The sequence below is a fragment of the Bradyrhizobium sp. NC92 genome, from assembly GCF_025200865.1.
Taxonomy (GTDB): domain Bacteria; phylum Pseudomonadota; class Alphaproteobacteria; order Rhizobiales; family Xanthobacteraceae; genus Bradyrhizobium.
The window spans coordinates 1,887,015-1,912,318 of record NZ_CP104171.1; the positions used below are offsets into that span (position 1 = coordinate 1,887,015).

21 protein-coding genes are annotated in these 25,304 nt (G+C 60.4%); 10 read left to right on the forward strand and 11 right to left on the reverse strand.

Going from position 1 to position 25,304, the window contains the following annotated elements:
* The first annotated feature begins 22 nt into the window (after positions 1-22).
* From N2602_RS08855 to N2602_RS08870, 4 genes are all read left to right on the forward strand, one after another.
* Positions 23-874: a transketolase gene (locus N2602_RS08855; protein WP_128263963.1), complete on the forward strand. Its 852-nt coding sequence runs from the start codon at positions 23-25 to the stop codon at positions 872-874.
* Positions 871-1,881, forward strand: a complete 1,011-nt coding sequence (locus N2602_RS08860) for a transketolase family protein (RefSeq protein ID WP_260382393.1) — start codon at positions 871-873, stop codon at positions 1,879-1,881. The genes N2602_RS08855 and N2602_RS08860 overlap by 4 nt, the downstream gene beginning before the upstream one ends.
* A gap of 165 nt (positions 1,882-2,046) precedes the next feature.
* Positions 2,047-3,072 carry a TRAP transporter substrate-binding protein gene (locus N2602_RS08865; protein ID WP_260382394.1) on the forward strand — a complete coding sequence of 342 codons (1,026 nt, stop codon included), beginning with the start codon at positions 2,047-2,049 and terminating at the stop codon, positions 3,070-3,072.
* A 35-nt stretch (positions 3,073-3,107) separates the two neighbouring features.
* Positions 3,108-4,970, forward strand: a complete 1,863-nt coding sequence (locus N2602_RS08870; RefSeq protein ID WP_260383632.1) for a TRAP transporter large permease subunit — start codon at positions 3,108-3,110, stop codon at positions 4,968-4,970.
* A 44-nt stretch (positions 4,971-5,014) separates the two neighbouring features.
* Here N2602_RS08870 and N2602_RS08875 read toward each other — a convergent pair whose 3' ends face one another.
* The 6 genes from N2602_RS08875 to N2602_RS08900 all read right to left on the reverse strand — a co-directional run bounded on the left by N2602_RS08875 (position 5,015) and on the right by N2602_RS08900 (position 10,499).
* The gene (locus N2602_RS08875; protein WP_260382395.1) at positions 5,015-5,905 is read right to left on the reverse strand and encodes an SMP-30/gluconolactonase/LRE family protein; all 891 of its coding nucleotides are present in this window, start codon (positions 5,903-5,905) and stop codon (positions 5,015-5,017) included.
* A gap of 37 nt (positions 5,906-5,942) precedes the next feature.
* Positions 5,943-7,046 (reverse strand): ABC transporter ATP-binding protein, encoded by a 1,104-nt coding sequence (locus N2602_RS08880; RefSeq protein ID WP_260382396.1) that lies wholly within the window; start codon positions 7,044-7,046, stop codon positions 5,943-5,945.
* A gap of 10 nt (positions 7,047-7,056) precedes the next feature.
* Entirely contained in the window at positions 7,057-7,896 is an 840-nt protein-coding gene (locus N2602_RS08885) for a carbohydrate ABC transporter permease (protein WP_260382397.1), read from the reverse strand.
* Positions 7,893-8,780, reverse strand: a complete 888-nt coding sequence (locus N2602_RS08890) for a carbohydrate ABC transporter permease (protein ID WP_260382398.1) — start codon at positions 8,778-8,780, stop codon at positions 7,893-7,895. Before N2602_RS08890 ends, N2602_RS08885 begins: the two co-directional genes overlap by 4 nt.
* A 61-nt stretch (positions 8,781-8,841) precedes the next feature.
* A complete protein-coding gene (locus N2602_RS08895) occupies positions 8,842-10,278 on the reverse strand; it encodes a sugar ABC transporter substrate-binding protein (RefSeq protein ID WP_260382399.1) in 1,437 nt (478 codons plus the stop codon).
* A 44-nt stretch (positions 10,279-10,322) separates the two neighbouring features.
* A complete protein-coding gene (locus tag N2602_RS08900; RefSeq protein WP_157286332.1) occupies positions 10,323-10,499 on the reverse strand; it encodes a hypothetical protein in 177 nt (58 codons plus the stop codon).
* Between the two features lie 652 nt (positions 10,500-11,151).
* On the opposite strand from N2602_RS08900, the gene N2602_RS08905 reads away from it, so the two are divergent.
* Positions 11,152-12,597, forward strand: a complete 1,446-nt coding sequence (locus N2602_RS08905; RefSeq protein WP_260382400.1) for an IS4 family transposase — start codon at positions 11,152-11,154, stop codon at positions 12,595-12,597.
* 37 nt (positions 12,598-12,634) lie between these two features.
* Here the strand turns inward: N2602_RS08905 and N2602_RS08910 are convergent, their stop codons facing one another.
* Positions 12,635-13,225 (reverse strand): hypothetical protein, encoded by a 591-nt coding sequence (locus tag N2602_RS08910; protein ID WP_260382401.1) that lies wholly within the window; start codon positions 13,223-13,225, stop codon positions 12,635-12,637.
* Positions 13,226-13,588: 363 nt separating this feature from the next.
* Positions 13,589-14,215: a LysE family translocator gene (locus N2602_RS08915; protein WP_128263953.1), complete on the reverse strand. Its 627-nt coding sequence runs from the start codon at positions 14,213-14,215 to the stop codon at positions 13,589-13,591.
* A gap of 250 nt (positions 14,216-14,465) precedes the next feature.
* Here N2602_RS08915 and N2602_RS08920 point away from each other — a divergent pair, with 250 nt between their 5' ends.
* Entirely contained in the window at positions 14,466-14,729 is a 264-nt protein-coding gene (locus N2602_RS08920) for a hypothetical protein (protein ID WP_133408717.1), read from the forward strand.
* Between the two features lie 937 nt (positions 14,730-15,666).
* Here N2602_RS08920 and N2602_RS08925 read toward each other — a convergent pair.
* Positions 15,667-16,872, reverse strand: a complete 1,206-nt coding sequence (locus N2602_RS08925) for an IS481 family transposase (RefSeq protein WP_260379387.1) — start codon at positions 16,870-16,872, stop codon at positions 15,667-15,669.
* 204 nt (positions 16,873-17,076) lie between these two features.
* Between N2602_RS08925 and N2602_RS08930 the strand changes: the two genes are divergently transcribed.
* Complete coding sequence (locus N2602_RS08930; protein ID WP_172789671.1) at positions 17,077-17,478, forward strand: VOC family protein; 402 nt, start codon at positions 17,077-17,079, stop codon at positions 17,476-17,478.
* Here N2602_RS08930 and N2602_RS08935 read toward each other — a convergent pair.
* Together N2602_RS08935 and N2602_RS08940 are read right to left on the reverse strand one after the other, a co-directional pair.
* Positions 17,461-18,327 carry a hypothetical protein gene (locus tag N2602_RS08935; protein WP_260382402.1) on the reverse strand — a complete coding sequence of 289 codons (867 nt, stop codon included), beginning with the start codon at positions 18,325-18,327 and terminating at the stop codon, positions 17,461-17,463. The two genes, N2602_RS08930 and N2602_RS08935, sit on opposite strands and share 18 nt — an antisense overlap.
* A gap of 53 nt (positions 18,328-18,380) precedes the next feature.
* A complete protein-coding gene (locus N2602_RS08940) occupies positions 18,381-18,563 on the reverse strand; it encodes a hypothetical protein (protein ID WP_260382403.1) in 183 nt (60 codons plus the stop codon).
* Between the two features lie 1,027 nt (positions 18,564-19,590).
* On the opposite strand from N2602_RS08940, the gene N2602_RS08945 reads away from it, so the two are divergent.
* From N2602_RS08945 to mdoH, 3 genes are all read left to right on the forward strand, one after another.
* Positions 19,591-21,303: a tetratricopeptide repeat protein gene (locus N2602_RS08945; RefSeq protein WP_260382404.1), complete on the forward strand. Its 1,713-nt coding sequence runs from the start codon at positions 19,591-19,593 to the stop codon at positions 21,301-21,303.
* Between the two features lie 216 nt (positions 21,304-21,519).
* Positions 21,520-23,025, forward strand: a complete 1,506-nt coding sequence (locus N2602_RS08950; protein WP_260382405.1) for a glucan biosynthesis protein G — start codon at positions 21,520-21,522, stop codon at positions 23,023-23,025.
* Positions 23,013-25,133 (forward strand): glucans biosynthesis glucosyltransferase MdoH, encoded by a 2,121-nt coding sequence (gene mdoH / locus N2602_RS08955; RefSeq protein ID WP_260382406.1) that lies wholly within the window; start codon positions 23,013-23,015, stop codon positions 25,131-25,133. The genes N2602_RS08950 and mdoH overlap by 13 nt, the downstream gene beginning before the upstream one ends.
* Positions 25,134-25,304: the final 171 nt, after the last annotated feature.

The window sequence follows — 25,304 nt, forward strand, 5'->3', positions numbered from 1 at the left end:
CCGCAAGACAAGGTCCAGTTCAATGGCAACCTCTACCAAGACGCTGACCAATACGCCTACCCTCGCGGATCGGGCGTACAACATTCGCCGCAATGCACTCCGCATGGGTGAAGTTCAAGGTCAAGGTTATATCGCGCAAGCGCTAGACATCTCCGACGTCCTTGCTGTGTCCTATTTCCATGCAATGCGCTACCGGCCCGAAGATCCGTCCTGGGAAGAGCGCGACCGCTTCCTGCTTTCAAACGGCCACTACGCCATCGCGCTTTACGCAGCTTTGATAGAGGCTGGCATCGTCCCCGAGGAGGAGCTCGAAACCTATGGCAGCGACGAAAGCCGCTTGCCAATGTCAGGCATGGCGTCCTACACGCCTGGAATGGAAATGTCGGGCGGCTCGCTCGGGCTTGGGCTCAGCATTGCAATCGGCATGGGCCTCGGGCTCAAGCGCAAGAAATCCGAGGCTCGGGTATACACCTTGTTCTCCGATGGTGAGCTTGATGAAGGCTCCGTCTGGGAGGCGATCCAGTCGGCAGGCCACTACAAGCTCGACAATCTGATCGGCATCGTCGACGTCAACAATCAGCAGGCGGACGGTCCTTCCACGCAGGTCATGGCATTCGAGCCGCTCGTCGAGAAGCTTCAGGCCTTCGGCTGGTTCGTGCAGCGTATCGACGGCAACGATCTGGAGGCGGTAATCGCAGCATTCGATAACGCCAAGTCACATCCCGAGCCAAAACCGAGGATGATCGTTGCAGACACGTTGATGGGGAAGGGAGTACCTTTCCTGGAACAGCGCGAGAAGAACCATTTCATCCGCGTCGAGCAGCACGAATGGCAGCTCGCGCTTGCGGCACTCGAAGCCGGGAGGCAGGCATGAAGACCGTCAGATCGGCACCACAACTGGGCAGGCCGCGCCTGACCACTTCGGCCATGATCGCTTCGATCGCAGCCGAGGGACAGAAGACGAAGCCGGCGCCCTTCGGGCATGCGCTGGTCGAGCTCGCTCGCACCCGCTCTGATGTGGTCGGCATGACAGCCGATCTCGGCAAATACACCGACCTGCACATCTTCGCCAAGGAATTCCCAGATCACTACTATCAGATGGGTATGGCCGAGCAGCTTCTGTTCGGAGCTGCCTCCGGCCTTGCGGCAGAAGGCTTCATGCCCTTCGCGACCACTTACGCGGTGTTCGCATCGCGTCGCGCCTACGATTTCATTCACCAGACGATCGCGGAGGAAGACCGCAACGTAAAAATCGTCTGCGCGCTGCCGGGGCTGACTTCGGGCTATGGCCCGAGCCATCAGGCCGCCGAGGATTTGGCGCTGTTTCGCGCTATGCCGAACATGACGGTGATCGATCCCTGCGATGCTCATGAAATCGCGCAACTGGTTCCCGCCATCGCGGCGCATCAGGGACCGGTCTACATGCGCCTATTGCGCGGCCAAGTGCCGGTCGTGCTGGACGAATACGGCTACAACTTCGAGCTCGGCAAGGCCAAGCTGATCCGGGACGGGAAGGATGCCCTGATCATTTCATCAGGCATCATGACGATGCGTGCGCTCGAGGCCGCACAAGCGCTGAAGAACGACAGCGTGGACGCCGCAGTGCTGCATGTTCCGACAATCAAGCCGCTCGATGCTGAGACCATCTTGCGGGAAGCCGGCAAGCCGGGCCGCCTTGTGGTGGTTGCCGAAAACCACACCGTCATCGGTGGCCTCGGTGAAGCAGTGGCCGCACTCCTCATGCGTTCAGGGATTCATCCGGCTTTCCGCCAGATTGCATTGCCTGACGAATTTCTCGACGCCGGCGCACTTCCGACCTTGCACGACCGTTACGGGATTTCCACGGCAGAGGTCGCAAGGCAGATCAAGCGGTGGCTTTAGTCTGCCGGCGCTAGGCGCCAAGCAAGCCAAGCCTCTGTGAGGACCTACGCCCGCCGCATGGTGCGGCGGCGAACGATGGCTCTTTGCCCAAACCCGAAGAGCCCGAATACCCGCGCGTCGGCGATGCAGCGGGAAGCAAATTCAAAGCAGGACCTGGAGGAACACATGACCGTCTCGAAGACAGGAAGCATCAACCGCCGTTCGTTATTGATGGCAGCCTCGGCCCTACCTCTTTGCGGGGTTCTGACCCGCCCGGCCTCTGCCGCCGAGTTCGTCTACAAGTTCGCGACGGGACAGGATCCGGCGCACCCGGTGAATGTCCGGGCGCAGGAGGCGATTGACCGCATCCGCGAAGCGACTGGCGGCCGGCTGGAGATCCGGTTGTTTCCGGCCAATCAGCTCGGCTCCGACACCGAGCTCCTGACCCAGGTTCGCAGCGGCGGAGTCGAGTTCTTCAACCAATCGTCCTCGATCCTTGCCACCCTGGTGCCCAGCGCGGGCATCGTGAATACCGGGTTCGCATTCGCCGACTACGACAGCGTATGGAAGGCCATGGACGGCGATCTCGGCACTTACATTCGGGCGCAGATTGCGAAAACGCCGATCATGGCGGTCTCGAAGGCCTGGGACAATGGCTTCCGGCAGGTGACCTCGTCCGGGCGCGAGGTGCGCACGCCGGAAGATCTGAAGAACTTCCAGATCCGCGTTCCGCCGGCGCCGCTCTTGACCTCGCTGTTCAAGGCTCTCGGGGCGGGGCCAACGCCGATCAATTTCAACGAGGTCTATTCCGCGTTGCAGACCAAGGTCGTCGATGGACAGGAGAATCCATTGCCGATCATCGCGACTGCGCGCCTCTATGAAGTGCAAAGCATGTGCAGCCTGACTGGGCACGTCTGGGACGGTTATTGGATCCTCGGCAACAAGCGCGCCTTCGAGCGTCTTCCGAAGGATGTGCAGGAAATAGTGACGCGTGAGCTCGACCGCTCCGCCATCGATCAGCGCGCCGACATCGCAAAGCTCAGCCAGTCGTTGCGAACCGATCTCTCGGCCAAGGGACTCAAGTTCATCGACGTCGATCGCGCCGCCTTCCGCCAGGCCTTGTCGAAAACTAGCTTCTATTCCGACTGGAAGGGCAAGTTCGGCGGGGAGGCGTGGTCCCAACTCGAAAAAGCCGCGGGACAGCTATCATGACCGGCATGAGCCGTACGCCGCACCTCGATGCCGGTATGGCGGCCGGCGCATCTCAAGGAGGCTTGCGCAGTTGGACAGTGAAAGCGAATGCGGTGCTCGGTCACGTCGTCGCAGTACCGGCGGCGTTACTCGTGCTGGCCGAGGTCGCGGTTCTATCCGCTGGCATTGTAGCCAGATACGTGTTCCGTTCGCCGATCGTCTGGTCGGACGAACTTGCCGGTATCCTCTTCCTCTGGCTCGCCATGTTTGGATCCGTGATTGCGTTCCAGCGGGGCGAGCATATGCGGATGACCGCCATCGTCGGGATTCTCAGGGCGGACGTTCGCGCGTTCCTGGATGTCGTGGCCGCCGCTGCATCGCTTGCATTCCTCGCGCTCGTCGTCTGGCCGGCCTATGAATTCGCGGCCGACGAGGCATTCGTGACAACGCCGGCGCTCGAGATCGTCAACAGCTGGCGCGCGGCAGCGCTACCCATCGGCATCGGACTGATGCTGGTCGCAGCGTCCCTTCGCCTCATTCGCATCGCGAGCCTGCGTAGCTTGCTGGGTTCCTTGGCCATCGTCGCAGGCATCATCGGGACGTTCGTTCTGCTGGCGCCGGTCCTGAAGCCGCTCGGCAATCTAAATCTTCTGATATTCTTCGTCTTCGTCGTCGGGGCGATGGTCTTTGCTGCCGTGCCGATCGCATTCGCATTCGGCCTTGCCACCGTCGGCTATCTCGCCCTGACCACCAGCACGCCTGACGTGGTGATGATCGGACGAATGGATGAGGGCATGAGCCACCTGATCCTGCTAGCCGTGCCGCTCTTCGTCTTTCTGGGCCTTCTCATCGAGATGACCGGGATGGCCCGCGCCATGGTCGGCTTCCTCGCGAGTATTCTGGGCCATGTGCGCGGCGGACTGCACTATGTGCTGGTCGGAGCGATGTATCTGGTTTCGGGCATTTCGGGTTCCAAGGCAGCGGACATGGCTGCTGTGGCTCCGGTGTTATTTCCCGAGATGCGGCAAAGGGGGGCCAAGCCGGGCGATCTCGTTGCGCTCCTGGCGGCGACCGGCGCGCAGACCGAAACGATCCCGCCCTCGCTCGTTCTGATCACGATCGGCTCGGTGACCGGCGTTTCGATCTCAGCGCTGTTCACCGGCGGTCTTCTTCCGGGCGTAGTCCTTGCCGTCATGCTCGCGGCCGTGGTGTGGTGGCGATATCGCCGGGAAGACCTGTCTCACGTCAAAAGGGCGACCGGACGGCAGATCGGCCGCGCCTTCGTTATCGCGGTCCCTGCCATCGCCCTGCCGTTCGTGATCCGGACCGCCGTCGTAGAAGGGGTTGCGACGGCAACGGAGGTCTCGACCATCGGCATACTATACTCGGCTTGTGCGGGTCTCTTTATCTACCGCCAGTTCGATTGGCGCCGGATCTATCCGATGCTGGTCGAAACAGCCTCGCTCTCGGGAGCGATCCTGCTCATTATCGGCGCGGCGACCGGCATGGCTTGGGCGCTTACCCAGTCTGGATTTTCTGCCTCTCTCGCGAAGATCATGACCAGCCTCCCGGGCGGGGTGCCCCTCTTCCTGGCCGTGACGATCGTGACTTTCGTGATCCTCGGCAGCGTGCTCGAAGGGATTCCGGCCATCGTCCTGTTCGGCCCGCTGCTGTTCCCGATTGCGCGGCAGGTTGGCGTGCACGATGTTCACTATGCGATGGTTGTCGTTCTCGCCATGGGCATTGGCTTGTTCGCGCCCCCGTTCGGGGTCGGCTACTATGCGGCCTGTGCCATCAGCCGCATCAACCCGGATGAAGGCATGAAACCAATCGTGGGCTACATGATCGCGCTCCTGATCGGGACACTGATTGTGGCCGCCGTGCCCTGGCTATCGATCGGATTTCTTGAGAAGCCGTAGCGATGATGTGCGATGCCTCGCGGGACAGGCCGCGAGGCTCCTCGTCAATCGAATTTAGGCAGATGCAGCGGCAGACCCTCACAGGGCACATCGATCTCCTCGACCTGGCCCTTGCCGACTTCAGTGACGCGAAGCTTCTTGCCCTCGAGCGTGAAGGCACAATTCGTTGGCTGTAGTCCGTCTAAGATCAGGCGGTCGACCACCTCTCCTCGGCGGTCTAGTACCGTGACGTTCTTCTGGTTGTACACCGTGCAATAAAGCCGGCCGTCCTTGCTGAAGGCCATTCCGTCTGGGCCCTTGAAATCGGGATTGGCATCGGGTTGCAGGACGTTGCCGAAGACCACGCGTTCCGGCGCGGTCTCGCCGAACACGTCGTATCGATAGACATCGCCAGTGAAGGATGCGTTAGCATAAAGGTGATTGTCAGGACCGAAGGCAATACCGTTGGTGAAACGGATCTTACGATCAAGGACGCGCAGCACCTTCATGGCCGCCGGATCGATCTCGTATACGCGGCCGTCCCAATCGAGGTCCCTGTAGCCGACTACAAAGGCCTGGCCATTGATGAAATCCTCGGCGGCCATGCCGGAATCTGTCATGTAGAGCAGTCCGTTCGGACCGAAGCAGAGGTCGTTCGGAAACAGAAAGCGATCGGCGCCTTCGCCCTGCATGCGTCGGATTTCGTTTCCGCTGTCATCGATGCAGATCAGCGCGCGGAGCCCGGCTTCGGCGATCCAGATCCGGCCATGGCCATCGATCGTCAGTCCGTTCGGACGACCGCCCGTTGTCCGGATCACCCTGCGGTTGCCGCGAGGGTCGAGCCGCGTGATGCAAAGGGTCGACGCCGACATTTCCGTGACATACATGGACCCGTCCGGCAGGCAAATCGGTCCCTCGGGTGCTCCAATTCCCCTCGCAAAAAGCTTCGGCGTCATTTCTGTCATCCTGTTCTCGATGTTGACCCGGCCCTTGCTATGCAATGACCAGCCCACTAGCCGGATCGATCAGGACCACGCGATTGAGGTCGATGGCGAGATCGATCCGCTCGCCATGCCTGCTGACGTCATGAGCCTGCAGCTCGGCAACCACATCCACTCCGCCTATCTTGATGGTGGTGAATGTACGGGTCCCTGTCGGCTGAATGAGATAAGCGACGGCCGAATAGGCGACCACTCCATCGCGGAGAGCTCCGCCGCCGGCCCGACTGAAATGCTGCGGACGAATGCCGACGAGAACCTGTCGCCCTTCCGCGCTGGTCAGTGACGTGGTCTTCGCGCTCGGAAGTGTCATCGTACCACCGGATTCAAACACAACCGCTGCGCCGCCGCCGTTGATCTTGAGGGTCGCTGGGATGAGGTTGATCGACGGGGAGCCGAGGAAGCCGGCCACGAAACCGGTTCGAGGCTGCTCGAATAGCTCGAGCGGAGCTCCCTGCTGCTCGATCTTCCCGTCGCGCAGCAGCACGATGCGGTCGGCGAGCGTCATCGCCTCAACCTGGTCATGGGTGACGTAGATCATCGTCGTCGTGATCTCGTGATGCAGACGCTTGATCTCAGTCCGCATCTCGTCGCGCAGCTGGGCGTCGAGATTCGAGAGCGGCTCGTCGAATAGAAACAGGTCCGCCTTGCGGACAATGGCGCGGCCGATGGCAACCCGCTGACGCTGTCCGCCGGAGAGCTGACGAGGATAGCGTTGGAGAAGACTGCCGATCCCGAGCATCTCGGCGGCTTCGCCGACCCGCTTCCTGATCTCGATCTCGGGCGTTTTGCGGGCACGCAGACCGAACGCGATGTTATCGTTGACAGTCAAATAGGGATAAAGCGCGTAGTTCTGGAATACCATGGCGATGTTCCGTTCGCGCGGGCGTAGATCGTTGACCACTGCGCCGCCGATCGTGATCGTTCCATCGTCCGGATCTTCGAGGCCGGCGATGGTGCGCAAGAGCGTGCTCTTGCCACAGCCAGACGGTCCCACGAGCACGGCGAATTCACCGTCGCCGATGGTCAGATCGAGACCTCGAACCGCGTGCACATTGCCGTAATATTTGTGCACCCCGGACAGCTTGACGTCAGCCACTCCGCTCTCCCTAACCTTTGACCGCGCCTAAGGAGATGCCGCGTACGAGATAGCGCTGCATCACCCAGACGGCCACGAAGATCGGCAAAGTTCCCAAGACAGACATGGCCGCGATCTTCCCCCAAAAATTCGATTGTCCGCCAAAATAGTGTGTCAACTGGACCGGGAAGGTGATGACCTCGGTACGTGTCAGCACGAGCGCAAAGAGAAAGTCATTCCAGGCGAATACGAAGGTGAACACCGATGTGGCCATAAGGCCGGAACGAACCATGGGGAAGACGACTTTCCAGATCACTTCCCATCGATTCAGTCCGTCGACGAGAGCGCTTTCCTCAAGCTCGAGCGGAACATCGACGATGTAACCGCGCATCATCCAGATGACGTAGGGAAGGTTGAATGCCGTGTAGAGCAGGATCAATCCGAAGAAGCCATCAACCATGCCGAAATGGACGTAGAGCAGGAATATCGGGAAGACGACCGCGATGGGTGGGATCATGCGCTGGGAGATGATCCACATCGCGAGGTTCTCACCACCGGTACCGAAGCGGGCAAGGCTGTAGGCGCAAAGTGTACCCAAAACGATTGCGATGCCGGAACTGACGCCGGCGACGATCAGGCTGTTCAGGATGGCTACAACGTCACCATCCTTGAACAGAACGTAGTAGTTCGAGAACTGGATCTGTGCAGGAACCCACAAGGGCGGCACGTGATAGATCTCGTCCGGTGTCTTGAACGAGATCATGAACAGCCAGTATACCGGAAACAGAAACAGCAGCGTCACGACGGTCGCGCCGAGATAGCGAAGGCCCAGGATGCGGACCTTTCTCGCTGGAAGTTTTCCGACTTTCATCGCGCAAGCTCCATGCGCTTGAGGACGAGAGTGGTGATGATCGTCAGCAGCGCGATTACGAGGAAGGAGATTGCGGCTGTGTAACTGATCTCGAACTGCGAAAAGCCTTGCACGTAGGTGTAGAGCGATATGGTTTCGGTCATCGAACCCGGACCGCCTTCGGTGAGGGCCCAGATGATGTCAAAGATGCGGACGAGGTCGAGGCCGCGGATCAGACAGGCAACAGCTATCACCGGCGCAATCGAAGGCAGAATGATCGCGCGAAGCACGCGGAGGTACGACGCCCCGTCGATTTCCGCAGCTTCGAGCTGCGACTGGTCCACGTTCGACAGGGCCGCAAGCAGCAGCAGGAACATGAATGGCGACCACTGCCAGACCTCGCAGATGATGATCGCCGGGTAGACGTAGGCGGGATTGACAGTCCACAAGATCCGGACCGGCTCGCCAGCGAAGAAGCTGAGGATCTGGCCTATCGGACCGAAGCGAACGTCGAACATCAACCGCCAGGTCGCTCCGGCGACAATCGGGGAAATCACGGTCGGAAGCACCAGGAGCGCGACGAAAAGTTGGCGGCCCGGCAGGCGGTCAATGAAAAGCTGCGCCATCAGAAAGCCGATCAGAAGCTCGAGGGGCAGGGCGACTGCGGTGATGATCGCAGTATGACCAAGCGATGCCCAGAGGCGGGTGTCCCTGAATAGCTCTGCATAGTTCAGCAGGCCGACAAAGGACGTGTCGTTGTCGGTCATCGTGATGCGCTGAAAGCTCACGACCAACGAGTAGATGAGTGGGAACAAGCCGACTAAAAGAAGAATGAAGATCGCGGGTGCGACGATGAGATAGGGTAGGCGGTCCTCGAGCATACGCTGACTTGTGGCAAGCGTCATCATCAATCCAGGAGACAGCGCTGCATGGGAGGAGGCGCCTCCCATGCGGCAACAAAGGCAGTTACTGTGGATAGGCGCCAGGCTTTGCCGCCCAGACCTTGTAAACGGCCCTTTGATTTTCGATGCCGACCTTCTCCGTGATGGCGTCGAATTGTTGTGCCAGGCGGTCGAGAATGGCCTTGGCATCTTCGCCCGCCCAGAGGCTGGAGATCGCCTTGGTCATTGCCTCGTCGTACTTGTCCTGTTGCAGCAGGGAGAGATCGAGCAGGCCCTTCTCACCGGATGTCTTGACGGTGTCGAGATAGGAGGGTGCATCGCGCCAGAGCGAACGATATTTCTCGCTCGCGTAGTGCGACAGGCGGAACGGGTCGCGCAGCGTATAGGGGAGCTGGACGCGCTCGAGGCTCGTCTTCTTGCTGTTCAGCCACTGGATGAACAGGTAGGCGGCTTCCTTGTTCTTGCTGGTGGCAGAGACCGCGAGGTCGAAGCCGACACCGAGTTCCGGCCGACCGAGCGGGTTGAGGGCATAGCCGACCTTGCCGGCCACCTGCGATTTTGGCACCCATTTCAGCGCCTCCTCGCCGGAGCCATAGCCTGCTGCCCAACGTCCATAGGGAGGCCAGGAGATCGTCATTGCCGTGGTGCCCTGGAGGAACGTCGCGAGATTGTCGACGAAATTCCACTGCTCCACGCCGGGCGGCATGAACTTGTTTTCCGCCAGCATCTGCTTGAACACTTTAAGGCCGACGTCACTGTTCACCGTCGCCTTCATGGTATCCGCATTGAAAAACTTGCCGCCTTCCATGCGGAAGCGTTCCTGAAACATGTACTGCGGATAGGGCGCGGTGCGAAAGAAGCCGGCGCCGTAAACCTTGGGCGCCATCTTGTCCGTGATGAACTGGCCGATCTCGTCGAACTGCTTCCAGTCTTTCGGTGGCGCCAGTTCGTAGCCGAACTTGGCCTTGAACTCGTCCTTCATCTTCGGATCTTCGAAGATGTCCTTCCGATAGTAGAGCAGCATCACGTCGCCGTCGTCCGGAAAACCGTAGATCTTGCCGTCATACTGCATCTGGTTGTCGCGGTAGGCGGCTGCAATGTCCTGCAACTCGTCGCGATAGCCGAATTTGTCGACATACTTATCGAGAGGCTCGAGTGCGCCGGCGCGTGCAAGGTCTGGCATCCAGGACGGAATGACGTTCAGCGCGTCATAAGCTCCTGCGCCCGATTTGAAATCCTGCATGATCTTGGTGAACATCTGGTCGGTAGGGACTTCGACCACCTTGACCTTTATGCCGGTGAGCTTCTCCCATTTGGGACCCGAATAGTTCAGCGGGTCGAGAGATTGGAGGCCGGCTTCCCAGACGATGCTGATCGTCGCGCCCGCATATTTCTTTGCGGCTTCGACGGCGGTGTCGGCCGCATCCTTATCGGCGGCATGCGCCGAGGCGCCGGTAAGCGCCAGCATGGCCGATGCACCAAGAAACGTCCTGAACTTCATCCCTTCTTCCTCCTCTTCTGAGCGTCCGCGGGCCGCCGGTCGGCTTAGGTGCGCTTCTCATGTGATTTTTCGCCGAGCAGCCAGCCGTGAGCGTCATCGGACGCCGTTTCGGCACGACGAGCGATCGAACAAACGGATTCAACTATGTCGAGATTTGCCGCGCGGGCCCAAAATGCCGGGTGACTTTGCGCCAACACGCCCGAAATACGCGATAGCTTCATTGAAGCGCCTGTATCCTCCCCAAAACGCTCGCAAGCTTTGATTTTGGAGCAGTCTGCGTCGTCGTGGGATGGACGGACAAATGAGAACTTTGCACGTATGGGTGATCTGGATTCACTTGTCTGTCTGCACCCGAAAGAAAGCCGGTTAGAGCATGGCCAACCCCATAGTCCGGACGCGGCTCGTGCCATGCATGGATCCAACAGGCCAGCTAAATCGATCGCCCAAGTTGCGGCGCGCTTCGAAGCCGGATTTCCACTTCGTGCGCGATGATTTAGCCGTGGGGCCGATTTCGTTCGCCGCTCAATACGCGAAGCGCTGACATCTAACCGGGCATCTATGCAAAAGCCGAGATCACGGTAATAGTGCGAAGCCGCAGACGACGGGCCACGATGGGAATCGCCCTGCAGAGACGTTGAGAAAGCGTTTGAGATTCGAACCGGCGCGCGAGCCGTCTCCGACTAGACGGATCTAACCCAGCGCCGCAGGCCTTCGATCGTGCGAAACCCGTCGGCAGCGTAGGACCAGCGATGACTCGGGATGACTCGGCTTACGATTACCCACATTCTTTGAGGTGTACTGAGCCGAAAAACTTGAGTCGCCAGAATCACTTGTGATTCTTTGATGGGCACCTGATTCGAGAAGAGGTGCTCTATGGGACTGACTTCACGCGCCCGGGATGAGAAGTCGCATCGTTTGGCGTCTGACGCGGTGACTTGGTTTGATCGTGAAGCTGCGCTGTGCGAATTCCAGGACGCTCGACTTGGCGAGAGATTTCGCATGCTGCTGAAGCAGATTGGTGGAGACATCGGACAGAGCATTCCGATGGTTTGCCAAGACTGGGCGAATACCAAGGCGGCCTATCGTTTCTTCTCCAATGAACGAGTAAGCGAGGCTGACATCCTGTCTGGTCATTTTAAATCGACGCGGGAACGTATCGCGGCTGCGAAAGGGCCTGTTCTTGTTCTGCATGATACGACCGAATTCACCTATCAAAGGGAGCGCCCGGATCTGATCGGGATGATTAAGCGCATCCCCAAAAGCAACTCTCGAAGATTGGACGGAAAACCTCAAACGTACACGACATGCGGAATATTGATGCATTCGAGCCTTGCGGTGACCCTTGAGGGGCTTCCACTGGGGCTCAGCGCCGTGAAGTTCTGGACCAGAAAGAAATTCAGAGGGGTCGCTGCGCTCAGGCGCGAGGTCAACCTGACACGGATCCCCATTGAAACCAAGGAGAGCATTCGTTGGCTGGAGAACCTCAAGCAATCCACGGAGCTTTTTGAGAAGCCATCGAAGTGCATCCATATCGGTGATCGTGAGGCCGATATTTATGAGTTGTTTTGCGCCGCCCAAGAGGTTGGCACGCATTTCGTGGTTAGGACCTGTGTCAATCGCCTGGCAGGCGATGGCGATCATACCGTTGCAACGATAATGGACGAGGTCGCGGTCAAAGGTCTCCACCGGATCGAAGTCCAGGATAGCAAGGGCAATCCAGACCAGGCTGTTCTTGAAATCCGGTATCGTAAAATCCGTATTCTGCCACCGATAGGCAAGCAGTCGCGGTATCCAGCTTTGACTTTGACAGTGATCCACGCTGATGAAAGAGGAGCGCCAAAGAACAGAAAGAAGATTGAATGGAAACTCCTGACCGATCTTCCGGTGCAATCGCGCGGGGACGCCATCGAGAAACTTGAATGGTATTCCCTGCGATGGAAGATCGAGGTCTTCCACAAGATACTTAAATCCGGCTGTAGGGCAGAGGACTCGCAACTGCGGACTGCTCAGCGATTGACGAATCTGATCTCGGTGTTCTGCATTGTGAGCTGGCGCATTTTTTGGATGACGATGCTCAATCGTTCAGCACCAAATGCCTCACCGGAATTTGCGCTGACCAAAGCTGAAATCCAATTGCTTGATCGGCTCGTCAAAGACAAGAATCCAGTCAGCAAACGAAAGACATTGTCGCATTATCTCATCAAGATCGCCAGGCTCGGCGGCTATCTCGCCCGCGCCAACGATCCGCCACCAGGGAATCTCATCATGTGGCGCGGATTATCGCGATTCATCGATATCGCAACGGGAGCGAAGCTCTGACTCAAAGATGTGGGTAATCGTAAGATGACTCGGAGGCTTACACCGTCTGGGCAGGCGCATGTGCTGGGTCGAGGTCTAGCACGGCCTTTGCACCCCGCTCTGCAACCGCTTTCAGAGTTGCCGTCCAGTCGATTTGGCGCGCGACCTGGTTTGCAAGTTTCGCAGGCCGCGGCGGCGGAGAAGATGCGTTCGCCCTCACGCCGGCAAGCAGAACGTGCTGGCCTGCGACGGCCGAGTGCTTGCCGGCATCAAGCGCTTGCTGCAGAGGCGCCCGCGCGAGCCTCGCAACAAGGCCTGTGCGCGCGCTCCCTTGGCAGCCCTCGTCGCGGAGAGCGCTGACATCCGGCTCCGCGCCCCCGCATACGAGCAGACCGGACTCTTTAAGCAGGCGACTTGGCGAGCCAACGGTCCCGTTCAACAATTTAGGCCAATTGTCGATGGAACTGTCGAAATTGATTTTCCTCGATAAATTCCGTTTCAACGGCGGGGTCAAAGATCGGGCCGGATTGTTGAAGCCATGGATTTTCAAGAATTTAACAACGGTCAGGTCAATAGTCAGCAGCGCTTCCGCGCCCTGAGGGACGCCAAAGAGGCTCCGCTGGAGCGCAGCCGTTTGATCGAGCTCCACGAAGGCTCGCAACCAGCCAGAGCCGGGCTGCGATCAAGAACACGATCATCTTCGCAACGAAGGGGGTGCCGATCATCACGATCACCGCCTTGAATACACCGCGGCTCAACACCGGCGTCCGCATCAGTTTAGACAAAGAGCGTTTGCGCTATAGTACAATCTTAGGAGAGAAAAATCTGGCTGGATCGCCTCGCAAGCTCATCCAAGTATTGCAGATGTCGTATTTTATGAGGGATCAATTTGGGCGCGCTTCGAAATCTTTTGCAATGCTGGCCCAGCTATCAACCACCATTTGCCCAGCCGCCCCGTTCTCATTTGACCGCCGAGCTAGATGAGAAGCACTACCTGAGTTATTTCGAATAGCTAGCTCGTGCGACGTGCTAGCAGCAGCGTCGCTCCCAGACCGCACATGACGGCGCCCGATGCCTGTCGCATCCTAACAACAAACGACGGGCGCTTCGCCAATCCATCTCTAGCTTTCGCAGCCCAATAGGTCACGATCAAGTCTACGCTCGTGTTGAGTGCAACCGAGATAAGGCCCAGCACGACGAACTGCTCTGCAACATTCGCCGATGGGTCGACGAACTGCGGGATGAAAGCAAGAAAGAATGCCGCCGTCTTCGGGTTGAGTGCTTCGACGACGATGCCCTCGCGAAACGCTCGACGCGCGCCGGTCGTGCGAACTTCGCCAGGTTCGACGAGACGCGCTTCGCGCCAACTTTTGATCCCCAACCAGACGAGATACAAGCCTCCCGCGATCTTCAGTACAGCAAAGGCCTCCGCGCTGGCCATGACAAGGGCTGATAAGCCGATGGCGCCCGCCAGGACGTGCACGAGGCCACCGAGGCCTAGGCCGACGCTTGACGTCAAGCCCTCAGTTCTGCCGCCCGCGAGTGTTCGTGCAACAATATAGAAGATCCCGGGTCCGGGCGTGACCGCCACCAGCAATGCTGCTGCCGAGAATAGGACGAAAGTCTGGTATCCGAACATGGCTTCTCCATATCGCATAAGGGCAAAGGAGATCTGCTCGTCTCCTTGCTACAAGGCCGGGGGTGGGCAGGGCTGCACGGCTAAGGCGTCTCGCGCTTGGCCTCGAACCTGATCATGGGGATACAACACGCGGACGACACGAAGCAACCGAGCGTTAAGGTTGTGCTTGACTGCTACGGCCTGGCCGCGAAGCTTCTGCGCGGCTTTCAATCGGGATCGCGGTACGGATCATACGATCAGTGTAGAGGATATGCCTGTCAACCTGCCGACGCACGGACATGGGCAAGGCTACGCCGACGTCAAGTTCCTGATCCCCGGGCTGGTCCAGCCGGTTGGTATCCGCAAGGTTCATACTTCGCAACTGTCCGCAATTCGCTACGCTTGCGCGGTCAGCATCGACGCCATTAACAGCCTGCCGACAACTATCGCGGAAATGACCTTGGCAATTTTGGGTGTCGCCGCGGCGGGTTCCACCGAGGCAGGCGGCGGCGCACTGATCGCCGGTCAAGAATAGCAGCAGGGACTATGCGTGGAAGGTGTCGCACAATGGGCGCAAAGATCAACAGAGCCCTGCGCTGTAGCCAAGATACCGCAACCGATTGGTTCACGCTCTCGACGCTGATTAGACGGCTCAGCGCGCCATTGATCCGGTATGTCATCTGCCGCTTCGGCTCGCTGGATCCACCGACGGCGCCACCTTCCGTCACTTCAGCCTCTCCGGCAGCTGTACGATAGTTTGCTCGGCGCACGCGACTAAGACGAGTACTCCTACGGTGCTCCTATCTTGTAGTTTTTTGCGTCTGCTCGCCTGTCGAGTTCAGAATCAATGAAATCAATGAGTTAGTAGGCGCCGTATGGTTCGAGACGCAGGGGGCGTCCACCGTCAGATCCCGACTTGAACCGATGCCAATCGGTGGTTGCGTCTTCCCGATTCGAACCTACAACCGAATTGTCTCAGCGGCCTCATCTCGGACCCGCAGTACGAGGCAGGACCCTAAGCGCGCTTGGCTTCCATTTTACACGACATTGCCCGCTTTCGTACAATCTGCGTTGGCGACCGTTAAACACTTCTCGTCAACGGCGTAAAGCAGCTTCTCGCTCAAGTCTCCCGAACTGCTTCATGCGAAGGAATGGATGAGATATCGTATGTTTTGGTGGTGTGGGGAAAAGCGGTAGCGCTCCCCCGCTACCAATCATCTCCCTGTCCAGCCCGGACACATAGGTAACAGAACGTACCTGAGACATGGGTGACAACCTCGTGCCGAACGGGTGTCGAGGGTTGCGGGGTCACTCCACGCACTCATGGCGCGGACCACTATTGCTCGGCCCGCACATTCGCCGTCAACCCCGCGCGCCAAGGGGCGCGCCCCTGCGGGCTTCGGGGGTTGACTGCTCAGTGCGGCCAAGCAAGTGGCTGCCATGCCAAGAATGAGCAAGAGTGCCTATCTCGGTCAGAGAGACGATGTCGTACCCGAGACATCGGTGACAGGCCTCGGACCAAACGGGTTGTCGAGGGGCTGCAAGGTCTTTTGCTCCAGGTCGAAGTATCCCAGGTCGTAGTGCATGAAGCTGACGAGCCAAATGCCGTCGTCGACTTCCTTGATACCGAGCTTCTGGCCGGCCAGCACGATGGAGATGTTGATTTTCTTGCGATGCAGGCAAAGGCGGCCGCAGGATGTGATGATGACGTCGCGATCGTGGAAGGGATAGGACAGTTCGGGCAGGCCATCGTAGTGGCGCGCTGAAGCGGTGTAGAGCTCGGCAGGGCACTTCATGTCGAGCGCCTCGTGGGGACGTTCCTCATTGAACTCGTGCAGGAAGCTGTCAAAGCGATCCTGCTGCTGGAGGCTGTTGAACCCAGGCGGTCTAGTCGCTTCCTTTTTGAGCGTGAGATGCATGCGCTCATGACGGCCGTTCTGTTGTGGATGGCCTGGCTTGATCCGCTCGATGGCAATGCCCAGCCGAAGCCACCACACCGACAGCTTGGAGAGATGGAACAAGGCGTTGGGGCTGGCAAAGGGCACGCCATTGTCGGAGCGGATGGCCAGCGGCAGACCGCGTTCGCGGAACAGCCGCTCGAAGGCGGTAATGGCAGGGTCTTCGCGCGTTGAGTCCAGCGCTTCACAGAGCAGCAGGAAGCGCGAGGCATGATCGCTGACGGTCAGTGGGTAACAGTACTGGCCATTGCCGAGCCTGAACTCGCCCTTGAAGTCGGCACACCACAGATCATTGGGAAGCGTGCCCTGCGACAGCGGCGTGCCGCGCGCGCGGTGGCGCGACCCGCCGCCGCGCTTGACTAGGCCATGGCGATCGAGCACCGCATGAATGGTGCTCTTGGCGGGAACCCTGACCTCGCCATCGAGCCGGCGCACCAGCAGTTCGCGGATCTTGCGGGCGCCCCAGTGCGGCTTCTCGCTCTTCAGCCGGACGATCAGGGTCTCGAGCTGCTGCGGGAGCTGGTTGGCATAGCGTATCGGCCGCCTGGAGCGGTCGCTCAACGCCTCCAGCCCGTGCTCCTTGTAGCGGTCGAAAATCTTGTAGCCGGTTTTGCGGGAGATGCCGAACTCCCGGCACACCTCGGTCATGGCTTCCCCATCTAGAAGCCGGGCGACAAATCGCAGGCGCTCTTCCATTACCGAACTCGCTTTCCACGGCATCCACACCTCCCGCAGAACAAAAGCGGAAAGTGTAACCCATGTGTCCGGTACGATTTGTCACCTATGTCTCGGGCCGCTCATCCCCAAGCTCCCATTTGATAGTTCGGTAGACCTCAGCCTGATTGCATGGCGCCGGGTCTATTTGGACGGCGCGCCGCTTGTGCCGTCTGCAAGCACGCGCCGTTACGGGGGGAGTGTGGAGACATGGTCGAAGGTCTGCCAAGCGAAGTTGAAGTCATCACGCTGTTCGTTGATGACATTGCCGCTTCGAAGGCGTTCTACGCCAAGGTCTTTGCAGCCGAGACCATCTGGGAGGATGACGTCTCGTCCGTGCTGAAATTCGGCGGCCTCTTGATCAATCTTCTCGACGCCTCTCAAGCGCCTGCGCTTGTTACGCCTTTGCCGGTTGGGCCGTCCGCCGCGGGGCCCCGCGCGATGTTGACGATCAGGGTCACGGATGTCGATGCGGTGTGCTTCGCCCTTCGGGGGATTGGTGTCGATCTGCTCAATGGCCCGATCGACCGTCCATGGGGACGGCGAACCGCATCCTTCGCCGATCCTTCAGGTCATGTCTGGGAGATCGCTCAGCTAATCGGGCGGACTTAGGGCGCAGGACGGGATAGCCCTTGCCAAACCCGTCATACCTCGTCCGAGCATAGAAGCTTGATGGATTTCGCTTCGCTCTATCCATCCCACGAGGTGCCGATGCCAGCATTGTATTTTGTGGTCGACCCGACAAAGAGGCCACGTGTGAGACCGTAGCCCAACATCACGACGACGATCAAACCGAAGAAGGCCCAACTGAGTTTTATCCCCGGCGTCACTGTATAGCTCTTTGTGCAGGAGTGTGGTCGCTAAGCCCGTGAAGAAGCCGCCGAAGGTCTTTACGATGTTATCCGCTGCCTTGATACGGGCTTGGTTCTCTTTCGTATCCTTCACCAGCAGGATCGTGCCGAGCGCTGCAAAGAAGGAAATTCCCATAAGACCGAGCACAGCCATTGCGACGTAGGGAATGAGCGGCGCGAGTTCGGTTTTCATGCCATCGGCGGCAATCGCCGGGGTGGTAAGAAGGCTCACCTTCTGCAGGCGAAGCAGCAGATCCCGTATGGTTTCGTAACTGTGATAGAGTAGAAACATAATTCCCGCCGTTCCGCCTGTCGCCGCCATAAGCAGCATTATCTTGTTGGAGCGGGCGACTTCTTCGTCGAGTTGATCCAGTTGTCTTGCGAAATTTCGGCCGATGCTTATTTCCGCCCGCACTCGTTCTGAGTCGGAAATATCAGTTTGTGCCTCAAGCTCTTTCATCGCCTCGTCGCGCATTAGACGGTACTCGGCGAATTTGCGCTTGTATCGATCAGTCCCAGTGAGCGTTCGAAAGAAGCGCGCTGCTATGATTACGATAAGATAGCCCCAGCCCAGCAGTGCGAGTATCTGGGCAACGTCATCAATCGTCATCTGAGCTCCCACCAAATAAGAACGGGCGGCCGAAGCCGCCCGCCGTAGTCGTCTTACGCTGAGCGCTTCGAAGCGGCAGCTTGCTTACTGCCGAGGTGCGCCTTTTCCTTCAGTACTTCGTTCACCCGACCGGCGTTGATCCGGTAGTCCGCGGCGATGTCGCTCTGGACTTGGCCGCTCCAGTACCGGAGCCACACGTCGATAGCCTCGTCGAAGGTGAACTTCGTCTTCCGCACAGTTGATAGTCCTTACGTAGGGCCTATCGAGCCTTTTCTCATATGACTTTCAGTGATACTGAAATCAGACGAAGAAGGCCTCAAGGCCTCAGGGAGACACACTTCATGGAAGCCGGGTGCCTGCCAGGGTGAACCCGGTTTTCTTTCATGGTCCGCCGACTCATTCGACCGACAGCGGAACAATACCGGGATCGGAAAGACTCGACCCGAGAAATGCACAAATACTTTTACCTATCCCGCTTTTCCCCAGCCTGTTCGCCCCCGTCAACCCCTCCCCGCAAAAATATTCCCCTTTACCGAAATTCGGAAATATCGTATGTATCGCCCCATCCCGGCTCATCTTGAGGGGCGATCGCGTCGTCGTCATGTTCGTGAGCCGGGCTTGCGGTGGACGCGGCAGCGTCGGGCGCGAGAGGTGCGGGCAGGGAGGGTAGTCCCCGGTGAGCTCGCGGCCGCGCGCGGACGAACGGCGCTGCTAGGTCTCGTCTCGTCTGTAAGTTTCCGGCTTCGTCGACGGAGCGGGGAATACTGCGGCGAAATGGCGGGCCGTGCGTACGGCAAAACCGTGTGGTCCTGGCCGTCGTTGCTACGGTCAAGCTCTTGCGGATGCGGCAGTCGCGTCAACCGGCGCGGGTGCCGGTGAATTCCGCAAGGCGCGAGGGAGGCCAGAGGGAACTCGGCTCCCGGGAGAGCGCGGCATAAGCCGTCCGACCATCGCGCAGGGAAGGCCGAGTGATCGGCACCACCTGTATGCTGCTGTGCGGTTTTCTGCGTGTGCATTTTGCGCAGCAGACCGCGGGTGCGATGTCGGCACCCGGCCTTCCCTGTGCCCTCTTGGCTTTCAGAGGGACGAAACATCTGGCAAAGCTCGGGCGAAATCAGCCGCGAGGCTGCGAAGGCGTGTCTGCGATGAAAAGCGCGTGGTGGCGGCCGCACTCGGGAAGCAAGCGACCGGTTCTGTGATCACCATCACAGGCATGGCCGTCTTCCCCGTCTATACTGCCGGCTCTGAAGCAGGGTGGCGACCATGCGGAATTGGATTGCACTGGTTTTCAGTTTCTTTTTTTTCACTTTCCTGGCAGCCGCGGATCTTGCGGCCGCAGACGACCGGACAATCTGCGCGCAGCGCGGCCATGAAGACCGCATCGCCGCGTGTTCGCGGCTGATCGCAAAGAGCGGCGGGCGCGACGCCTTGGCGTTCGACAATCGCGGTGCCGAATATGGCGACAAGGGCGACTACGATCGCGCAATCTCCGATTTCAGCGAGGCCATCCGCATCGATCCGAAATACGCGCTTGCCTGGCAGCATCGCGGCGCCGCCCTGCTTCGCCGGAACGAGATGGATCGGGCCATCGCCGACCTGACCGTGTCGATCCGGCTCGATGCAAACAATCTGAACGCCTTGAACGACCGCGGCATGGCCTATGCCGCTGCAGGTGATTCCGAGCGCGCGCTTTCGGATTACAATGCAGCGATCCGCATCAATCCGAGGTTCAAGTTCGCCTACTTCAATCGAGGGCGGCTCTATGCCGGCAAGGGCGACCACACCCGGGCGATCGCCGAATACTCCGAGGTCATTCGCATTGACCCGACCTACGGTTATGCGTTCAACAATCGCGGACTGTCCTATCAGCACACCGGCCAGTCCGAGCGTGCCGTGGCCGATTTCAGCGAGGCGATCCGGCTTTTGCCGAGGACGACGCTGGCCTACAACAACCGCGGCGACATCTATCTCCTTCAGGGCAGGTACGATCAAGCCCTCGCCGATTTCAACGAGTCGCTGCGCAATGATCCGCAACATCAGAGTGCGCTGGTAAACCGCGGAATGGTGTTCGAGAAGCTGGGCGAGGTCGCAAAGGCCCGCGCCGACTTCAACGCAGCTCTGGCTGCCCCGCAGAAGTACGACAGCGCGAAATGGTCGATGGACAAGGCACGCGAACGCCTCGCCGCGCTGGACGATACGTCCATCAAGACCGTTCCCGCCACCACCACGTCGGTCATCGCGCTGCCGGGACCGTCAAGCAGAAATGACAGGCGCATCGCGCTCGTGGTCGGAAACTCCGCTTATGAGAACGTCGCAGCGCTCGCCAATCCGGCGCGCGATGCGGCGCTCGTCGCCGAAACGCTCAAGCTCACCGGATTCGATTCCGTCACGCTGCTGACCGATCTGCGCAAGGATGCGTTGACCGCGGCGCTGCGCGACTTTGCAAGGCAGGCGGAAATCGCCGACTGGGCGATGGTATATTACGCCGGTCACGGCATGGAGGTCGGCGGCGTCAACTATCTGATCCCGATCGACGCGAAGATCGCCTCCGACCGCGACGTCAGCTTCGAAGCCGTGGCGCTGGACCAGGTGTTGAACGCGGCGGAACGCGCCAAGCGGCTGCGCCTCATCGTCCTCGATGCCTGCCGCGACAATCCCTTCGCCAACCAGATGAAGCGCACCATGACGCTGGCGTCGCGTTCGGTGTCGCGCGGCCTTGCGGCGATCGAGCCCGAGGCGGGCACGCTGGTGGTGTATGCCGCCAAGGACGGAGAGATGGCGCTCGACGGAGTGGGCAGGAACAGCCCGTTCGCCACGGCGTTCGTCGACAATATGCGCAAGCCCGGTCTCGAGGTGCGCCGGTTGTTCGACGTCGTGCGTGACGACGTCATGGAGGCGACCAATCGTGCACAAAAGCCGTTCAGCTACGGATCGGTGTCGGGCCGGCAGGATTTTTACTTCGTTGCCGGGAAATGAGACCTGAGGGGCCTTCCCTGTGCCCTCCTGGCTTTCAGAGGGTGGAGTGACGAAGCAAAGCTCGGGCGAAAGTCGTCGCGAGGATGCGAAACCGTGTCGCAATCAGCCGGCGGCCTCACGCTAGCGGCGTGCGAGGGTGGAACTGGGCCGGCTGGAACTCGTGGGCGTGATGGTCGTTTGCTTGGCCGGGGCAGCAGTAGCGAGCAGGGAGAGCACGTGAACCGACGCCAGCTTGTTCAAGGGTCGGCAGCGCTGCCGGCGCTGCTGCTTGCTTCCCGACGCAGTCTGGCCGCCCCTTCGGATGACATGTTCGGGCCGTCCACCGTGAGGGACCTGGCGCGGAGGTTGGCGGGCAAGCCGTACGAGGCGCCGGACGAGAAGCTGCCGAGCGGATTGAAGGACCTGGACTACGATCAGTATCGTTCGATCCGCTTTTTGCCCGAGCGCGCGCTCTGGCGCGGCAAGAATCTTCCGTTCGAGGCGCAGTTCTTCCACCGCGGCTTCTTTTACAAGAACAGGGTCAACATCTTCGAGGTCGCGGACGGAAAGGCGTCCGAGCTCAAGTACCGCAAGGCGGACTTCTCCTTTGGCGAGAAGGTCCCGGCGTTCGAGGACATCGATCTCGGGTTCGCAGGCTTCCGCATCCACGCGCCGATGAACCGTCCCGACTATTACGACGAGGTCTGCGTCTTCCTGGGCGCGAGCTATTTCCGCGCCGTGGCCAAGGGGCAGACATACGGGCTTTCCGCCCGGGGGCTCTCGATCGATACGGGCGAAGCCAAGGGCGAGGAATTTCCGCTCTTCAAGACGTTCTGGCTCGAGCGGCCGGCGCCGGGTGCGACCTCGCTGGTGATCCATGCCCTGCTCGACAGCAAGAGCTGCGCCGCGAGCTATCGGTTCACGGTGCGGCCCGGTGAGACGACGGTCTTCGACGTCGAAATGTCGGTCTACCCGCGCGTCGAGATGCCGCGGGCCGGTCTCGCGCCCATGACCAGCATGTTCTTCTACGGTCCGAACGACCGCAACGACATCGACGATTTCCGCCCCTCAGTCCACGATTCCGATGGCCTTGGGATCTTCAATGGGAAGGGCGAGAGCCTGTGGCGGCCGCTCAGCAATCCCCGCGATCTCCAGATCAGCACCTTCCAGGATCTCAATCCGCGTGGCTTCGGGCTGATGCAGCGGGAGAGAAACTTCTTCGCCTACCAGGACATCGAATCCAGCTTCGAAAAACGCCCAAGTCTCTGGATGGAGCCGATCGGGGATTGGGGCGAGGGCGGGGTCGTGCTGTTCGAGATCCCGACCAAGGAGGAGGTCCACGACAACATCGCCGCATTCTGGCGACCGAAAAACCCGCTGCAGGCCAAGGGCGAACACAACTACACCTATCGGCTGCATTGGGGGCCGGATAGCCCGAAGCCGCATTCGCTCGCCAGATTCACGCGAAGCGGGATCGGGGCGAGGGGTGAGGACGCGCGCCTGTTCGTGCTCGATCTGCTCGGCGACAACCTCAAGGGCATCGATCCTGCCGGTGTCAAAGGCGTGGTGACGGCGGAGAAGTCCGAAGTGAAGAACATCGTCACGCAGCCCAATCCCCACACAGGTGGGTGGCGGCTCAGCTTCCAGTACCAGGTGAAAAGCGAGCCGATCGAGCTGCGGGCGTTCCTGGCCCAAGGCGACAAGCCCTTGTCGGAAATCTGGGTCTACCGATGGGCGCCCTGAGCACGGCACCGCGGCCGATGGCCGGCGATATCGCGACCCAGCGCCTGCTGCCGGGCGAGTCCCCCCTTCCGATGGCTCCCGGCGACCTCGGAAAAAACCAGGTCGCCCACCGCATTCCTGCGCCGGTTGCTCCCGCGATGGCTTGGCGGCGCGGCCTCATCGTCGTCTCGACGGCGGCGCTCACGGCGGCCGGCGGATATGAGATGTATCGCGTGCTGCAGGTCGGCGGCGTCACCGTCCTTGAAGCCATGGTGCTGGCGCTCTTCCTGGTCCTGCTCGCCTGGGTCGCCTTCTCGTTCGCCTCCGCGCTGGCCGGCTTCTTCGTGCTGCTCGTCCATCGTCCGGGCGCCTTCGCGCCGGACGCGGAGCTGCCTGCGATCGCAAGCCGCACCGCCATGCTGCTTCCCACCTACAACGAAGACCCGCACCGATTGACGGCGCGGCTCCGCGCGATCATCGAATCCCTGGAGACGACCTCGCAAGGAAGGCTGTTCGACTGGTACGTTCTGAGCGACAGCACCGATCCGGACATCTGGGTCGCCGAAGAAAAGGCGCTCCTCGCGCTGCGACAGGCGGTGGGGACGCCACGGCTGTACTATCGACACCGAGGCGAGAATACGGCGCGCAAAGCCGGGAATATCTCCGAGTGGATCACGCGGTTCGGCGGCGCGTACGATTTCATGATCGTGCTCGATGCCGACAGTCTCATGAGCGGGCAGACCATCGTCCGACTGGTCCACGCCATGGAGAGCAATCCGAGCGCCGGCCTCGTCCAGACGCTCCCCATGGTCGTCAACGCGCGCAGCCTGTTCAGCCGGGTCCAGCAATTCGCGGGCCGCCTGTACGGGCCGTTGATCGCCGCCGGCGTCGCCTGGTGGCACGGCTCCGAAGGCAATTACTGGGGCCACAACGCGATCATCCGCGTGAAGGCGTTCGCGGAATCGGCCGCGCTGCCGCAGCTGCGCGGGCGCAAGCCATTCGGCGGGCACATCCTGAGCCACGATTTCGTCGAGGCTGCGCTGATGCGGCGCGCGGGCTGGGGCATCTACATGCTGCCGACGCTCGGCGGAAGCTACGAAGAGGTGCCGCCCTCGCTGCTCGATTTCGCAGCGCGCGACCGACGCTGGTGCCAGGGCAATCTTCAGCATCTGGCTGTCGTGCCGGCGCGGGGTCTCCACTGGGTGTCGCGCCTGCACTTCATGGTGGGGATAGGGGCATATCTGACGGCACCGCTCTGGCTGCTGTTCCTCTTGCTGGGCATGCTGATCTCGTTGCAGGCCCGCTTCGTGCGGCCGGAGTATTTTCCGAAGGGTTTCTCGTTGTTTCCAACGTGGCCCGCCCAGGATCCCGTGCTCGCCATCTGGGTGTTCGTCGCCACGATGGGTCTGCTGCTGTTGCCGAAGCTGCTCAGCCTCGTCCTCGTTTGGATGCGGGGCTCGGCGAGACGCCAGTTCGGCGGCGCGTTGCGAGCCTCGGCCGGAGTTCTCGCAGAGATCATAGTTTCCGCGCTGATGGCGCCGGTGATGATGATCTTTCAGTCGATCGCGGTGGTCGAGATTCTGGCCGGCCGCGATGCCGGCTGGCAGACGCAAAGGCGCGACGACGGCACGGTGGAGCGCCGCGAACTCTATCGGAAGTACGGCATTCCAACCATGTGCGGCGTCGCGATGGCCGCAAGCGCCTACGCCGTTTCGCTGCCCCTGCTGCTTTGGATGTCGCCGGTCATCGTTGGGCTGCTGTTCGCCGTTCCCATAGGCGCGCTGACCGCCATGCCCGTCTCCGGAAGATTGTTCGTCACCCCCGAAGAACGAGAGCCGCCTCCCGTGCTGCGGCGAGCGAACGAACTGAGCGCGTCGGCGGACGTAGGGGGCAACCGCGCGTTGCTGGAGCTGCGCCAAGACCCCGCGCTCCTGGCCTTCCACCTCGCTCAGCTGCCGCCGCCTCGGCCCACCAGGCCCGACACGGTCGACGCCAACCTGGCGGTCGGACGTGCCAAGATCGATGCCAGCGAGACTTTCGAGGAGGCCGCAGAGCATCTGTCCTCGCGGGAGATCTTCTCGATCTTGAACGACGGTTCGGCGCTCTCGACCGTGTTGCAGAAGCCATGACGTTTCGGCCTGCCGGGCGCGCCCATCGGCGAGCGGCGAGCATTGGGCACGGAGCCCTTGCTTCGATGGGGCCGCCCTGCAGCGCCGCCCGCCTTTCCGCGACCGCGCTGGACTATTGCGGGCGCCTTCGAGGTGATGTTGATGCTCCGCCCCACGGAACCGGCGAGCTTG

Excerpts from the sequence above, each read along its gene's own strand:
- N2602_RS08855 (WP_128263963.1), top strand. The coding sequence starts at position 23 with ATGGCAACCTCTACCAAGACGCTGACCAATACGCCTACCCTCGCGGAT.
- N2602_RS08860 (WP_260382393.1), top strand. The coding sequence starts at position 871 with ATGAAGACCGTCAGATCGGCACCACAACTGGGCAGGCCGCGCCTGACC.
- N2602_RS08865 (WP_260382394.1), top strand. The coding sequence starts at position 2,047 with ATGACCGTCTCGAAGACAGGAAGCATCAACCGCCGTTCGTTATTGATG.
- N2602_RS08870 (WP_260383632.1), top strand. The coding sequence starts at position 3,108 with ATGGCGGCCGGCGCATCTCAAGGAGGCTTGCGCAGTTGGACAGTGAAA.
- N2602_RS08875 (WP_260382395.1), bottom strand. The coding sequence starts at position 5,905 with ATGACGCCGAAGCTTTTTGCGAGGGGAATTGGAGCACCCGAGGGACCG.
- N2602_RS08885 (WP_260382397.1), bottom strand. The coding sequence starts at position 7,896 with ATGAAAGTCGGAAAACTTCCAGCGAGAAAGGTCCGCATCCTGGGCCTT.
- N2602_RS08890 (WP_260382398.1), bottom strand. The coding sequence starts at position 8,780 with ATGACGCTTGCCACAAGTCAGCGTATGCTCGAGGACCGCCTACCCTAT.
- N2602_RS08895 (WP_260382399.1), bottom strand. The coding sequence starts at position 10,278 with ATGAAGTTCAGGACGTTTCTTGGTGCATCGGCCATGCTGGCGCTTACC.
- N2602_RS08900 (WP_157286332.1), bottom strand. The coding sequence starts at position 10,499 with ATGAAGCTATCGCGTATTTCGGGCGTGTTGGCGCAAAGTCACCCGGCA.
- N2602_RS08905 (WP_260382400.1), top strand. The coding sequence starts at position 11,152 with ATGGGACTGACTTCACGCGCCCGGGATGAGAAGTCGCATCGTTTGGCG.
- N2602_RS08915 (WP_128263953.1), bottom strand. The coding sequence starts at position 14,215 with ATGTTCGGATACCAGACTTTCGTCCTATTCTCGGCAGCAGCATTGCTG.
- N2602_RS08920 (WP_133408717.1), top strand. The coding sequence starts at position 14,466 with ATGCCTGTCAACCTGCCGACGCACGGACATGGGCAAGGCTACGCCGAC.
- N2602_RS08925 (WP_260379387.1), bottom strand. The coding sequence starts at position 16,872 with ATGCCGTGGAAAGCGAGTTCGGTAATGGAAGAGCGCCTGCGATTTGTC.
- N2602_RS08930 (WP_172789671.1), top strand. The coding sequence starts at position 17,077 with ATGGTCGAAGGTCTGCCAAGCGAAGTTGAAGTCATCACGCTGTTCGTT.
- N2602_RS08935 (WP_260382402.1), bottom strand. The coding sequence starts at position 18,327 with ATGACGATTGATGACGTTGCCCAGATACTCGCACTGCTGGGCTGGGGC.
- N2602_RS08945 (WP_260382404.1), top strand. The coding sequence starts at position 19,591 with ATGCGGAATTGGATTGCACTGGTTTTCAGTTTCTTTTTTTTCACTTTC.
- mdoH (WP_260382406.1), top strand. The coding sequence starts at position 23,013 with ATGGGCGCCCTGAGCACGGCACCGCGGCCGATGGCCGGCGATATCGCG.